A 13,902-nucleotide genomic window follows, 5' to 3' on the forward strand; every position below is an offset into this window, starting at 1 on the left:
TTTCCTCCATAACTATAATTTCGAAACGTCCTTATTTCCTTTTATATAAAATCTGTAGAGGTAGTCTTTAGCCTCTTCAGCATAATCTATTCCAATTCTTTTTGATTTTACAATTTCAAAATCGGAAATACCTTTCTCAATATAGAGCTTATCTCCTGTCAAGTCAATACCGTTGAACTTCTTGTCAATTCCCATAGCTTTTGTTAATTTCCCCGGCCCATTTGATAAATTTTTTATTTGATATTTACTTAAGTTTTCAAAAGTTAAGCCATATCTGTTTTTATAAACAAGATTCGATGGATTTAAAATAGATACTGCCCTAATTAATACTGCGCTGGGAAGCTCAGGCGCCTCTGTGACGACGTTTAACAAGTAATGAATACCATAAGTCATATAAACATAAGCATGACCTTCCTGGCCCCACATAGTTTCATTTCTTTCAGTTCTTCTTCCTGAGAAAGTTTGACAAGCCTTGTCGTCAATTCCTGTATAAGCTTCCGTTTCGACAATTAAACCTTTAATAAGATTTTTTTCATCAATTTTATGAATTAGAATCTTGCCCAACAAATTTTTAGCTACACTTATTGGATCTTTAGAATAAAAATCCCTATTAAGCTTTTTATTCTCATTTGATATTTTTCCAAGCATTATATCTGTCAATCTCCTTTGTGATTTTTTTAATGATAAATTTCATAACATATATGTCATCTAAAAATCCTATTCCAATTAAAAAATCAGGTATTAAATCAAAAGGATTAACTAAATACAAAAGGCCGGATATTATTAAAATAATATTTTTTCTATTGTAGGCCCTATAATTTCCATTAATAAAATCTTGAGCCATACTAATCATTGTTTTTAAATTTTGCAAAGTAAATTCTGAAAGACCTAATTTGTCAAATTTTTTTAAGGCTAATTTATAAAGTTTATTTAATCTACTTGAATCTTTTAAAATTTTTTCAGAACTATTATTAAGACCTTTTAAAAGCCTTTCCGCTAATTTCATTCTTCTGTCATCCAAGATTCATCATTTGGATCTTGTTTCCACCTTTTTAATTTTTTAAGATGACTTTCTTTAATATAGTTTATTTCAAGGGCTATATCTATTAATTCGTCATAATCAGTAAGGGATGCAAAAGATAAATTATTTTTATCAAAATTTTCCTTGCAAGCTTTTAAATTGTAAGAAAAAATTGCAATTACTCCAATTACATCAAAACCTGCTTGTCTAAGAGCTATAGCAGCGTTAATGGATGAGCCACCTGTAGAAAATAAATCTTCAATTACAAGAACTTTTTTTCCTTTAAAGATTTCCCCTTCAATTTTATTTCCCTTTCCATGATCTTTGTTTCCACTTCTTACAAAACCCATGGGAAGTTTCATTTTATCTGCAATAAGAGCTGCATGAGGAATGCCTGCAGTTGCAGTTCCCATAATGTATTCAACATCTGGATATTTTTCTTTAATTAATTTAACAAGATTTTTTTCAACAATATCTCTTTCTTCAGGGTATGACAGTAAAAGTCTGTTGTCACAATAGATTGGGCTTTTAATTCCCGATGCCCATGTATATGGATTTTCCGGATTTAAACTTACAGCTTTAATATCTAATAAAATTTTTGATATCTCTTTCATTTATTCACCTACAAATTCCTTTTTTATTATTTTATAAACCTTAAGAGGATCTTCACTTTTTGTTATAGGTCTTCCTACAACAATATAATCGCTACCAAGTTCTCTTGCATATTTAGGAGTAACAACTCTTTTTTGATCTCCATTTGAAGAATCATCAAGCCTTATTCCAGGAGTAACAGTTAAAAAATCTTTTCCAACTTTTTCTTTTATTTTCGGAACTTCAAGAGCTGAACATACAATTCCGTCAAGTCCGTTTTCTTTTCCCATTTTTGCATAAGAAATTACCGTGTCCTCAAGAGAAAAATCTTTATCCACTAAAATTTCCCTGTGTAAAGTTTCTTCGTCTGTTGAAGTTAAAACAGTAACACCGATTAAAATTGAATTTTCAAAAACCTCTCTTGCAGCTTTTATCATGGCTGATCCGCCGCAAATATGAAGATTTGTCATATCAGCTCCAAGATTTTTAAGAGAATTTGCAGCACCCTTTACTGTGTTAGGTATGTCGTGAAGTTTTAAATCAAGAAAAATTTTATGACCTCTCTTTTTTATTTCATTTATAATTTGAGGTCCCTCAGAATAAAATAATTCAAGTCCTACTTTTACATACAATTTTTCATCAAACTTATCTAAAAAATTCAAACACTCTTCTTTATTTTTAAAATCCAGTGCAATTATTACATCTTTTGCCATAAGTCCCTCCTTAACAAATTATTTTATCATAAAAAAAGCCTTATCCATATAGGATAGGCTTTAAATAATATTCGCATCTTAATTTTTATTTTAATTTTATAGAAAGTTTTTCTTGACCCTTATTCATCTTCAATACAACTTTTAAAATTTTTACTTCTTTTTCGGATTTATCTAAAGGTTTGTCAGCAACAAATTTTACGTTGGATTTATCCAAAATAAATGCAGGTTCGCTGTCATCGTTATAATACAAGAATATTTTGGAATTTTCCCCCTCAAATTCAGCCTCTATTTTTTTAAAATTTAAACCCCCGTCTAAATCAAAAATCCTAACCTTTCTTTTAGTTGAATCTTGTAAATTAAAAGTTGCATTAACTTTTTCTTGAACTGTATAGTAATAAGGTGATTCTGAAGTATCACTTATATTTTCTTCTAAATTTTCTGTAACATAACCTTTATTGTAGTCAAAATCTTCTATCAGGTCAGGCTTGTTTGTTTCAAGCTCTCCATCCATATTTCTAAATGCAACAATTCCAGCTCCTATTATAAAAGTTATAGCCAAGATAAATGTGACTATTGCAGCCAATAAAATTTTATTATTCTTTTTAATATTATTTTCATTTGGCTTTTCAAAATTAAGCTCAGAACCGCATTTTGAGCAAAAAGTATTTTCTATAGAATTATAATAGCCACAGCTTTCACATTTTCTTTTTACGTTATTTCTTGCAAAAAGTAAATAGGCTATAAAGCCTAAAAGATAAGGAACAAAAATTGTGGCTAAAGTCCACAATAAAGCATCTTTATTTTTTCTTTCTTTAGCATCTTTATAAACCCAGACTCCTATTAAAATCCCTGTTGCAAGGGAAAGTATCATGGATATGAAACTAAAGATTATAAGAGTTAATTTCATAATTTTTACCTCCAAGTCCCACAATAAAAGCTAATAATACGGATAAAATTATTAATATAAAATTCATAAAAGCTATTCCGTTAATTATTAAAAAAGTAAAAATAAAATTATTTTTTAAAGACCATAAAATATTATGGGGAAATAACTTTATTAAGACTGCAAGACCTAATATGGTTAAAACAAAGGCACTTATAAATATAAGTCTTGCTACAATTTTTACATATCTATTTTCTTTTTCAAGTTTTAATAAATTCATATTTAATAATTCTGGAACTTCTTCTTCAAAATTTAAACTGTCTTTTATTAAATTATCAATTTTCAAAAAATTCACCCTCCAATTTTTCCTTTATGTATTTTTTTACACTAAACAATCTCGATTTAACTGTCCCTTCTGGTATGTTCATAATTTTTGCAATTTCACTAACGCTGAGCTCTCCATAATAAAAATATATAACCACAAGTTTAAATTTATCATCAAGTTTGTCTATTTCATTTCTTATAAAAGAATACATATCTTTGTTAATTAAATTATCTTCAATATTTTCATCAAAAGGAATCTCCTGCCCCTCTTCTAAAGACGTTTCAGGGGCTATTCTTTCTCTTCTTGCATATTTTTTCTTTTTATCTTGCCATATTCTGTTCGCTAAAGAAAATATAAAAGCTTTTACGTTTTCTTTTTCATCTAATTTATTTTGCAATCTTATAATATGCAAAAAGGTTTCTTGATAAAGATCCTCCGCTTGATATTTATTGAAAGTGATTTTTAAACAAAAGTTATAAAGGGCTTTTCCATAATCTTTTATTAACTTTTCAATCATATTTCTTGAAAGTTATTTAATTTTTACTGCCGTGCCACTTATATTAAGTAAAAGCATATTTCCTTGTCCCATTACTTCAAACTCAAATCTTATGCCAATTACTGCATCTGCTCCCATGGAAGAAGCTCTTGTTTTTAATTCTTCTAAAGCTTCATCTCTTGCACTTATTATTTCGCTTTCATACCCTTCAGCACGTCCACCGAAAATATTTCTAACTCCTGCACCGAAATCTTTTATTGCATTTATTCCGTTTACTACTTCTCCATAAACAAGTCCTAAATACTCTGTAATTTCTTTTCCTTCAATTTTTTCTGTTGTTGTTAATATCATTTTATTTGTCCTCCTAACTATTTATCTGCACAAGTTTTAAAAAAGTTCAAAAAAATCTGTTAGAAAATTTTCTAACAGATTTAAAATTTAAAATTAAAATTTAAATTCTTTTGAATTATAAGTTATGAAAGTTAAAACTAACATTAAAATAAAAATTATTAAATTAATTCCCATACCTATAAAATCAAAATTTGCACTTATAAGTCTTATTGGTTTAAATACTTCGTATGAAAATTTATTTACTACTTCAAAGAAAGTTTCGCCAAGTACTTTTCCTGCAATTACAATTAAAACTACAACTATTACAAATAATATTCCTGCTCCCTCAGCATGGGATGAACTTCTTGAAAAAGATGAAATGAAATATCCTATAGACATAAATACAAGAGCTGTAGCTAAAATACCTAAAAATATAATTACAAGATTTACTAAATTTTCTCCATTATCTATTTGTGAATATTTAAGAGCAATTACTTTTATAAAAGCAAAAGTTATGCCAAATAGACCGCATAAAAATATAAATAATGTTGTAATGTTGGAAAATAGTTTTTGTGAAACTATTTCACTTCTATTAATAGGATTTGAATAAATATATTGTATTGAACCTGTTTCTTCTTCCTTCGCAAGAGCTTGTGCTCCTATTTGGAAAGCAAAAATTGAAATCAAAACTGCAATGTATTGAAAAATAAAAGCAATATATTGACCGGGATCAGTTAAATCAATAGATTCTTCCAAACCTAAAACCATTTTTAAGTTTGGGCTGAGTTCATTTACAAATGTTTCTACAAGACTCTTCATTCTATCTTCAAGCATTAAAGGATAAAACGCTAACAAAAGACCAGTTAAAATTGCAATTACCAATAACCAGGCTATCATCTTTCCAAAAGTGGATTTAAATTCTTTAGAAAACACCATTTCACTCTTCCTCCTTTTGCTTATAGCTAAAGTTTATAGTTTGACTATTTGAATCTGTAAAATTTGAATTTTCTGAATCTTTATCAATTACTAAAGTTTCATCGTTGAAAGTTTCTGAAAAATCTCTATCCTCCCTATTTTCATAAGAGGATTCAAAAACATTATTATCTTCAGTTGTTTCTTCAACATTATCTTCTGTTGTTTCTTCAACGTCAATAGGGTTGTCAACTTCTTCTATATATGTTTGTTCATACATAGTTTGGTTTTTAAAATCAATTATTTCAGGAACTTCATCTCTTTCTCTTTCATTTTCAAATTTTGGAAGAGGTCCTTCTTTTAAAGCATTAATTTTATCTTCCAAAGTTGAATCTAAGATGCTGTAATTAATAATATCCAAATCAAATAAAATCTTACTTATTTTCCTCAAATCTCCATTGTAATAAAGCTCTTTATGATTTAATTCATCTTTAATTACCCTTGCTCCAACTTTAGTAAATTCGTTTAAATCGCCAATATTTTCTTTAATAATAATTTTTTTATCATTACTTAGTTTATCATTTGTATACTCAATATCTTTAACCGCTCCTTCTGAAATAATTGCAACTCTGTCGCAATAGCTTTGAGCTAAAGATAAGTTATCGGATAATAGAAATACTGTTAAATTTTCTTCTCTTTTTAAATCTTTTAAATAAGTAAAAAGTTTTGTCAAATCATCTTGGTTTAATTCATTTGTTGCATTATCAAAGACTACAAGTCTTGGTTTAAATAAAAGAGCGTTGATAATAGTAAAAATTCTCTTTTCTCTTTCAGTCATCTCTCCTATTCTAAGTCTTTCATTAAAGCCAAAATAATCAAGCAATTTTTCAAGTTCGTCTTTGTTCTTTAAATTGTGAGCAGATAATGTCTTATTAAATATTGAAGATGCTTTTACATTTTCTCTAAGCATAACTTCATTTGGTACAAAGCCTACAGATTCTTTTATTATTTTAGAATCTTTCACCGTATCCATATCAAAAATATAGACCTTACCTTTATTCGGTTTTAAAAAGTTAAATAGAATTCTAAAAAGAGTTGTTTTTCCTCTTTTTTCAGGAGCAAGCAGTGCAAAAAATTCTCCTTCAGGAACTTCAAGATTAAAGTCAGAAAAAAACTTTGCCTTTTCCGATTCTCTTAGAAAGTTCTTTTATTAATATAGCACTCAAAGTGTTACCTCCTTTTCATAGTTTCTAATATATTATACAATATGTTTAGTTTAAAACCAATAAGAATAGGCTTAATCTATGTTATAATAATTTAGGAAATGAGGCGATTAAATGAAACTTGGAATTGTAGGTTTACCTAATGTAGGAAAATCCACTTTATTTAATGCACTTACTGAAGCGGGAGCTGAAGCTGCAAATTATCCTTTTGCAACTATAGAACCCAATATAGGCGTTGTAAGTGTACCTGATGAGAGACTTGAAGTTCTTGCTGAAATGAGCAAATCTGAAAAAATTGTTCCAACAGCAATAGAATTTTTTGATATAGCCGGCCTTGTAAAAGGTGCAAGCAAAGGCGAAGGACTTGGCAATCAATTTTTAGCAAATATTAGAGAAGTTGATGCCATTGTAGAAGTTGTAAGATGTTTTGAAGATGACAATATTATTCATGTTGACGGTAGTGTAGATCCTATTAGAGATATTGAAAATATTAACTTGGAATTGATTTTATCAGACCTTGAAGTAATTGAAAAAAGATATTCAAAAACTCAAAAACAATTAAAGGGTGATAAAACACTTACAAAAGAATTTGAGCTTTTAGGAAAAATTAAAAGCACTCTTGAAAAAGGAGAATCTATCAGAAATTTAGATTTAAACGAAGAAGAGGAAAAATTTTTAAAAACATATCAACTTTTATCTTCAAAGCCTATTATCTATGTTGCAAATGTTTCAGATGATGATATAGAAAATGACGGGAAAAATAATAAATTAGTCGAAAGTGTAAGAAATTATGCAGAAAAAGAAGGCAATGAAGTTGTTGTAATTTCTGCTGAAACAGAAGCTGAAATTGCTACTTTGGATCCCGAAGAAAAGAAAATGTTTTTGGAAGAAATGGGATTAAAAAGCTCCGGTCTTGACAAATTAATTAAATCTTCTTATTCCCTTTTAGGATTGATTTCATTTTTGACAACAGGCCCTATGGAAACAAGAGCTTGGACAATTATAAAAGGTTCAAAAGCTCCTCAAGCTGCAGGAAAAATTCATACAGATTTTGAAAAGGGCTTTATAAGAGCGGAAACTGTATCTTATGAAGATTTAGTATCCAGTGGATCTATGGTAAAGGCAAAAGAATTAGGTCTTGTTCGATCCGAAGGAAAAGATTATGTTATGAAAGATGGGGACGTTGTTTTATTTAGATTTAACATTTAAAAATAAAAACATTAGCATAAATATTTGACATGTTTTTTTATTATTAAAAAAAATGTGAATTGAAACAACTATTTCAATCCACATTTAATCATAAATATATGGGGTGGGTAGTGGGATTCGAACCCACGACCTCAAGAGCCACAATCTTGCGCCCTAACCAACTAGGCCATACCCACCAAGTCTAAGCAACTTCTATAATGTTAACATTTAGTAAATTCTTTGTCAACATTTATATTTATAGTTTAAATATCCTTTTAAGTTTTCTATTGCTTTTGCCCTATGAGAAATTTTATTTTTTATTTCGTCTCCAAGTTCAGCAAATGTTTTGTCATATCCTTCAGGGACAAATACGGAATCGTAGCCGAATCCTCCCTCTCCTCTTCTCTCTTTTATAATAACTCCATCAATTTTTCCGCTAAATAATTTTTCACTTCCATCTTCTTCAATTAAAGCTATGCTTGTTCTGAAGTGAGCTTTTCTATTTTCTGAATCTCCTAAATTTTTAAGCAATTTATCTATATTTTTTTCATCATCGTGAGTTGAAGCATATCTTGCTGAGTGAACTCCTGGATCACCATTAAGCTCATCTACGAAAAGACCTGTGTCATCAGAAACAACATTTCTACAACCTAAGGCTTCTTTTATTGCACGAGCTTTAATAAGGGCATTTTCCTCAATACTTTCTCCATTTTCTTCAACCTCAAAATCTTTTAAGCCTTCTTGAGATTTTGTTCTTAAAGTTATTGGAAGGTCTTCCATAATTTTCTCTATTTCTAAAACTTTGTGCATGTTGTCCGTTGCTAAAACATATATATTCTCATCAGGAACTTTTTGATCTATTATTTTAAAAATTTTATCTATACCATCTTTTGCTAAGAGGATCATTTCATTCATCTCATCAATATTCATAGGATTTCTTTCAGATGTCCCCTGAATTTCAATTATGTCATGTTTTGAATTCATTACAACATTCATATCAACATCTGCAATAGAATCTTCAGAATATTCAAGATCCAACAAAATATTTCCTTGAACTTTACCTACTGAAATTGCAGAAATTTTTTCTTTTAAGGGATTTTCTTCTATTATTTTATCTAATAGCATCTTTTTAACGGCAAGTTTTAAGGCTACATAGCCTCCTGTAATACTTGCTGTTCTGGTTCCTCCGTCAGCAGATATTACATCACAATCTATCCAAATTGTTCTTTCTCCAATTTTATCTAAATCTATAGCTGCTCTTAAACTTCTACCGACAAGTCTTTGAATTTCTTGGTTTCTTCCGTCTATTTTGCCTTTAGTAATGTCTCTTTGTTTTCTTATTTTCGTTGAGCCTGGTATCATTGAATATTCAGCACTCAGCCAACCTTTGCCTGTGTTTTTCAAAAAAAATGGAACTTTATCCTCTACCATAGCTGTTACAATTATTTTTGTATTTCCCATTTCAATAAGACATGATCCTTCCGGTTCTTTTAAATAATTTGTAGTTATTTTTAAATCTCTAATTGAATTATTTTCTCTTTTTCTCATTTCTGTGTCCTATTCCACATAATTATTTACATAATCTTGTATTCCGTTAAATAGACCCTGTGCCAATAAATCAAGATATTCATCATTCATTATCGAATCCATATCTGAAGAATTTGATAAAAATCCAAGTTCTGCAAGAGCGGATACATTTTTAGTTTTATTTAGAACAATTAAGTCCGGTCTATTTTTTATTCCCCTACTTGAAGAGCCTGTAATATCAATAAGACTATTTAAAAGACATTTTGCAAAATGTTTTTGTTCAGCAGTCTTTATTATTACATTTTTTTCAGATGCATACAAAACTTCTATACCTTTTGCTGATTTATTCTCATCTGAACTATTAAAATGTATTGAAAGGAAAAGTTCTGAATTGTTTTCATTTGATAATTGAGCCCTATCCAATAATTTTATATATTCATCAGAATTTCTGGTCATAAGTACTTCATAGTCTGTTGCTTGCAGTTTTTCATAAAGTTTTTCCGCAACTTTTAAAGTCAATTCTTTTTCATTTATAGAACTTATTACAGATGAATTAGCTCCTGGGTCTTTTCCTCCATGTCCTGGATCAATTACAATTGTAAGTGGTCCTTCTTTTTTTATGGTCTTTGTTATTTTTCTCTTTCCTGGATCAATATTATATTCATCTTCACTTAATCCTGCAGCCTTATAAGCAGAGATTCTGTTGGATTTTTTAGCATTGTTCATTTCTTTTTTTTCTGAATTTGAAATATATTGATTGTTAACTAAAGATAGGTCTTTTTTTCTTTTTTTAGATTTTTTTTCTGAATTATTTTCTTTTGTTCCACTATTATCATCTGTAATTAAATCTGAATCTTTAGCTTTTTCTGTTGTTATAACTGCTAAGTTTTCTTCACTATTCCAATCAACTTTATAGCCAAGAGCCTCTGATACAAATCTTAAAGGAACCATGGTTTTAGTTTCTTCTTTTGGCTCATTATACTTTGCAAGTTTTGGAATTGAACTTTCATTTAAAATAATTTTTTTACCTGAAATATATGAAACTTTAGAATCTATTTTAAGTTTAATTTCCTTTTTCTCAAATTTTATAAGCGCACTCTTTTCAAGGTTGTCCCATTTAACTTCAGCGCCCAAACCTTCAACAAGCTCTCTAATTGGAACAAAAGTCCTCCCGCTACTTATATAGGGAGAAAAATCGCTTTTTAAAATTTTTCCATCAACTTTTACATTAGTATTTCTAACATCTATACTTTTCCCATTTATATTTACTTGACTTATTTGTTCTTCTGCAAATACAGAGCCACTCAAAAGCAAAGCTGAAAGCAAAAATCCTGTTAATATTATTTTTTTCATACAGACCTCCGTGTTTAAGTTTATTATAAGTCTTATCAACAGTCAATTTATTTAATGACTTTATATAACTCATCGGGTTTGGGCTCATCTATTTTTTCTTTTTTATCAGAAATTAAATACATCCCTTTTTCAACTATTTTGCCTATGTCGCTTATATTCAAGTTTAAAACCTTTCCACTTTCTATTATGCTTTTTGCATTTTTTTCTTCAGCTATAAAGAGCATAGAGCCGCTTGAAATTAATCTCAAAGGATCAATTTTATAATAATTGCAAATTTTTTTAGTAACTTCAGTAATAGGAACTTTATTTTTTTCAATTTCTATTCCATAGCCTGAACTGTTTGCCATCTCCCATGCAGCTCCAAGAAGACCTCCTTCAGTTATGTCATGAAGATTTTTTACTCCAACTTTTTTTGCAATTTCAGACTCTGTTTTTACGGAAATTAAATTCTTAAAAGATTTGGCAAGCTTCATTTCATCAGAAGTTAAAATATTTTTAATATTGCTAAAATCATCATGAGCTATAATTGAAGTCCCTTCAATTCCCACATACTTGGAAACTAAAATTCTATCTCCCGGTTTTATTTCATCTCTTTTAGGAATATTATTTTTAGAAACTTTTGCAATTACACTGGTTATAATTACTACTTTAGATACTGCATCAGTTATTTCAGTATGTCCTCCTACAATATCAACATTTAACTTATCTGCAGCTTTGGAAGCATCCTTTACAATATTTTCTATTTCAGCTTTACTTATATTTTTAGGAAATAAACAACACATCAAAAGTCCTACTGGCTCTGCGCATTCGCAATAAGCATCATTACAAGAAATATTAACTGCTAAATTCCCAATATTTTGTGATGCTCCCGTTATAGGATCTGTGGAAACGACAATTAAATCCTCTTTAAAATCCATAATTGAACAATCCATGCCTACCTTTGATGAGCTTACTACTTCTTTTCTTTTTATATTTAAATTTTTAAAAATTAATTTTTCTAAATCACTATTAGAAATTTTCCCTATTTCCATTATTCCTCCATACTTATTATAAAATAAACGACATCTTTTTTATCTAAGCTTATACTTGGATTAAAATTTTTTAATTTTTCTTTTAAAGAGAGCGCCTTTTCATTATCTCTTGCAAGACCTCTTATTTCAATTTTTTGATTATCCATATAATAGTCTGTTATTAATATATCATCGGATTTTTCGTCCAATAAAATATTTAGTACTTCATTAAATCTCTTAGTTAGATCTTTTTCTTCCACATCTACGACTTGAACCTTAGCTTTCGATTTGTTTTCTGAAATTTTCTCAATTAATTTTGCATTTTCTAATTTTAAATTTTGGAGCTCTCTCTTTGAATTATTATAAAAAAACAAATTTACTAAAGCAAAAATTAAAAATATAGAAGTTAAAATTTGAAGGTTTTTATTTTTTAATTTAACTTTTTTTTCGTTTTTTAGGAACTTGAGATTTGAAAACATCAAAAGGTTCAATTTGAAATTCCCTGAACAAATCTTTATATCTTTGAAAATCAAAAAATAAATCTCCACTTAAATAAATTTTTTCAAATTTATTTTCTTGTAACTTTTTAACTATTTTCATAGTTTGCTCATTTAAATAAAAATTAAACTTAAGTAAAAAATCGTCCTCGATGAAGCTGTCCTGTGGATCTTCTATAGAATTAAGAATATTTTTTACATTTTCATAGATTAAATTATTGTCTTCATACAAACTATTAAGCTTATCAGTACTATAAAAATTAAATTCTTTTAAAATCTTATCTTTTATTGCCAAAACTATTAGAGACTGTGTAATTATAACATAGGCTCCATCTTCATAAAATTTAAAAAGAGAGCTTAAATTTAAAATCTGATTTAATTTTAAATTTAATTTTTCGAAAACTTCTTCATACTTTAAACGATTTTTTTCAGGTATTGTTGAATAGGAAAAATAATTATCTTCTTGATCCTCTATGTCTATATAAACTTTATCAGAAGAATTTTCAAATTCTATTTCCAATAAATTTTCTAGATCATCTTTCTTTATGTTCTCAAATTTTTGACAATGAAATTTAAAACCTTGTAAAAAAATTAAATTAAATAAAGTGTCTTTTGCTATGTCATTTAATTCTATTTCTTTTTTCAACAAATAAAAAATATGATTAAAATCTATAATCTCGCAATCTTTTAAAACACCCTCTGGTATTAATAATTCTCGTTTTTTTCCATAAAAATATGTAATTTTTTTGTCTTCAATAAATAAATTTAATACTTGCAAAATATTACTCCAAATAAAACAACCAAAATAAAAGGTCCAAAAGCAATTTCATCTTTTCTACCTTTTTTCTTTAAAAGAATTAAAATTATTCCTACTAAAGCTCCAAGACTAAATGTGTAGGTAAAATATCTAAAAGCTTCAAATATATTTGAACTTACAAGTCCTAAGCTTGCTCCAAGTAAAATATCTCCTGACCCCATAGACTTTGTAATTATAAAAATTAAATAAAAAACTAATAGTAAAAAAATATAGGGCAAAATAAATTCTTTAAAATTTCCTTTATAAAAATTTAAAATTGCTAAAAATATGTACAAAATAAATACATCAAAATCATAAATATCTTTATAAAAAAAATCACTTAAAAATATACTTAAGCAAATGAAAAACAATAGACCTTTAATTGCTAATAAAATTAAATCTTTTGATTGGTTTTTAAATATAAAAATTAAACTAAGTCCTCCTATTAGTTCAATAAAAGGATAGATAAAAGAAATCTTTTCCTTACAATATCTGCATTTTCCCCTCAAAAATATATAGCTTATTAAGGGGATTTCCAAATACATAGGTATAATTTTTTTACAATTGTCGCATTTGCTCCTTGAAAAAATAAAATCTTCCCCAGCGTTTCTTCTTTCATTTAAGCAAAGGACAAAAGATGCAATTGAGGAGCCGAGAAAGAATATAAAAAATAAAATCATTGCGTTTCAACTATGTTATTATTTTTAATTTCAACCATTCCGGGACTTACTATAATATTTTTATTTCCATCAAGCTCTACCTTAAATGTCCCATCATTATAAGTTTTAGGCATTTTGCCACCTTCAATATAATTTAAAATATCAGCATCACTTATAGATGTTGCATTGGGATTATCAGCCAAAAATGAAGCTGCAGCATTTTTTAAAATTACTACATTTGCATTATGGGCTGCCGCCTTTGCTTTTAAATTTGAATTTTGATACTTAGGTATGGCTATTGATGCTAAAACTGCTATTATAGCTATGACAATTATTAATTCAATTAGTGTAAAACCCTTTTTCTTTTTAAATTTCATT

General features: G+C 28.1%; 18 protein-coding genes and 1 tRNA gene. 1 reads left to right on the forward strand and 18 read right to left on the reverse strand.

The window, feature by feature from the left end; genetic code table 11:
- Nucleotides 1–12: 12 nt before the first annotated feature.
- The 10 genes from HMPREF1253_RS07775 to HMPREF1253_RS07820 all read right to left on the reverse strand — a co-directional run bounded on the left by HMPREF1253_RS07775 (nt 13) and on the right by HMPREF1253_RS07820 (nt 6,397).
- Nucleotides 13–648 (reverse strand): DNA-3-methyladenine glycosylase, encoded by a 636-nt coding sequence (locus HMPREF1253_RS07775; protein WP_023056235.1) that lies wholly within the window; start codon nt 646–648, stop codon nt 13–15.
- On the reverse strand, nt 626–1,006 hold the full coding sequence (locus tag HMPREF1253_RS09740) for a YkvA family protein (RefSeq protein ID WP_023056267.1): 381 nt from the start codon (nt 1,004–1,006) through the stop codon (nt 626–628). The genes HMPREF1253_RS07775 and HMPREF1253_RS09740 overlap by 23 nt, the downstream gene beginning before the upstream one ends.
- On the reverse strand, nt 1,003–1,635 hold the full coding sequence (gene pyrE / locus HMPREF1253_RS07785) for an orotate phosphoribosyltransferase (protein WP_023056257.1): 633 nt from the start codon (nt 1,633–1,635) through the stop codon (nt 1,003–1,005). The genes HMPREF1253_RS09740 and pyrE overlap by 4 nt, the downstream gene beginning before the upstream one ends.
- On the reverse strand, nt 1,636–2,325 hold the full coding sequence (pyrF, locus tag HMPREF1253_RS07790; RefSeq protein ID WP_023056227.1) for an orotidine-5'-phosphate decarboxylase: 690 nt from the start codon (nt 2,323–2,325) through the stop codon (nt 1,636–1,638).
- Between the two features lie 85 nt (nt 2,326–2,410).
- Nucleotides 2,411–3,232, reverse strand: a complete 822-nt coding sequence (locus HMPREF1253_RS07795) for a zinc ribbon domain-containing protein (protein ID WP_023056220.1) — start codon at nt 3,230–3,232, stop codon at nt 2,411–2,413.
- Complete coding sequence (locus HMPREF1253_RS07800; RefSeq protein ID WP_023056231.1) at nt 3,207–3,554, reverse strand: hypothetical protein; 348 nt, start codon at nt 3,552–3,554, stop codon at nt 3,207–3,209. The genes HMPREF1253_RS07795 and HMPREF1253_RS07800 overlap by 26 nt, the downstream gene beginning before the upstream one ends.
- Nucleotides 3,544–4,050, reverse strand: a complete 507-nt coding sequence (locus tag HMPREF1253_RS07805; RefSeq protein WP_023056238.1) for an RNA polymerase sigma factor — start codon at nt 4,048–4,050, stop codon at nt 3,544–3,546. Before HMPREF1253_RS07805 ends, HMPREF1253_RS07800 begins: the two co-directional genes overlap by 11 nt.
- A gap of 12 nt (nt 4,051–4,062) precedes the next feature.
- Entirely contained in the window at nt 4,063–4,380 is a 318-nt protein-coding gene (locus HMPREF1253_RS07810) for a YbjQ family protein (protein WP_023056281.1), read from the reverse strand.
- Nucleotides 4,381–4,473: 93 nt separating this feature from the next.
- A complete protein-coding gene (locus HMPREF1253_RS07815; protein ID WP_023056278.1) occupies nt 4,474–5,295 on the reverse strand; it encodes an ABC transporter permease subunit in 822 nt (273 codons plus the stop codon).
- Between the two features lies 1 nt (nt 5,296).
- A complete protein-coding gene (locus HMPREF1253_RS07820; RefSeq protein WP_081696622.1) occupies nt 5,297–6,397 on the reverse strand; it encodes an ATP-binding cassette domain-containing protein in 1,101 nt (366 codons plus the stop codon).
- Nucleotides 6,398–6,608: 211 nt separating this feature from the next.
- Between HMPREF1253_RS07820 and ychF the strand changes: the two genes are divergently transcribed.
- A complete protein-coding gene (gene ychF / locus HMPREF1253_RS07825) occupies nt 6,609–7,703 on the forward strand; it encodes a redox-regulated ATPase YchF (RefSeq protein ID WP_023056270.1) in 1,095 nt (364 codons plus the stop codon).
- A gap of 99 nt (nt 7,704–7,802) precedes the next feature.
- Here ychF and HMPREF1253_RS07830 read toward each other — a convergent pair.
- The 8 genes from HMPREF1253_RS07830 to HMPREF1253_RS10655 form a co-directional block, all read right to left on the reverse strand.
- Nucleotides 7,803–7,879, reverse strand: a tRNA-His gene (locus HMPREF1253_RS07830).
- A gap of 46 nt (nt 7,880–7,925) precedes the next feature.
- Complete coding sequence (rph, locus tag HMPREF1253_RS10650; protein ID WP_023056259.1) at nt 7,926–9,230, reverse strand: ribonuclease PH; 1,305 nt, start codon at nt 9,228–9,230, stop codon at nt 7,926–7,928.
- Nucleotides 9,231–9,239: 9 nt separating this feature from the next.
- Nucleotides 9,240–10,562: an N-acetylmuramoyl-L-alanine amidase gene (locus tag HMPREF1253_RS07840; protein WP_023056218.1), complete on the reverse strand. Its 1,323-nt coding sequence runs from the start codon at nt 10,560–10,562 to the stop codon at nt 9,240–9,242.
- 47 nt (nt 10,563–10,609) lie between these two features.
- Nucleotides 10,610–11,593 carry an AIR synthase family protein gene (locus HMPREF1253_RS07845; protein WP_023056245.1) on the reverse strand — a complete coding sequence of 328 codons (984 nt, stop codon included), beginning with the start codon at nt 11,591–11,593 and terminating at the stop codon, nt 10,610–10,612.
- Nucleotides 11,593–11,946 carry a hypothetical protein gene (locus HMPREF1253_RS07850; RefSeq protein WP_155803761.1) on the reverse strand — a complete coding sequence of 118 codons (354 nt, stop codon included), beginning with the start codon at nt 11,944–11,946 and terminating at the stop codon, nt 11,593–11,595. Before HMPREF1253_RS07850 ends, HMPREF1253_RS07845 begins: the two co-directional genes overlap by 1 nt.
- A gap of 61 nt (nt 11,947–12,007) precedes the next feature.
- The gene (locus tag HMPREF1253_RS07855) at nt 12,008–12,847 is read right to left on the reverse strand and encodes a hypothetical protein (RefSeq protein WP_023056276.1); all 840 of its coding nucleotides are present in this window, start codon (nt 12,845–12,847) and stop codon (nt 12,008–12,010) included.
- Nucleotides 12,835–13,545 carry an A24 family peptidase gene (locus HMPREF1253_RS07860; RefSeq protein ID WP_023056226.1) on the reverse strand — a complete coding sequence of 237 codons (711 nt, stop codon included), beginning with the start codon at nt 13,543–13,545 and terminating at the stop codon, nt 12,835–12,837. Before HMPREF1253_RS07860 ends, HMPREF1253_RS07855 begins: the two co-directional genes overlap by 13 nt.
- Entirely contained in the window at nt 13,542–13,901 is a 360-nt protein-coding gene (locus tag HMPREF1253_RS10655) for a prepilin-type N-terminal cleavage/methylation domain-containing protein (RefSeq protein ID WP_023056229.1), read from the reverse strand. Before HMPREF1253_RS10655 ends, HMPREF1253_RS07860 begins: the two co-directional genes overlap by 4 nt.
- Nucleotide 13,902: the final 1 nt, after the last annotated feature.

It is taken from the genome of Peptoniphilus sp. BV3C26 (genome assembly GCF_000478985.1).
In the GTDB taxonomy this organism is placed as follows: Bacteria; Bacillota; Clostridia; order Tissierellales; family Peptoniphilaceae; genus Peptoniphilus_B; species Peptoniphilus_B koenoeneniae.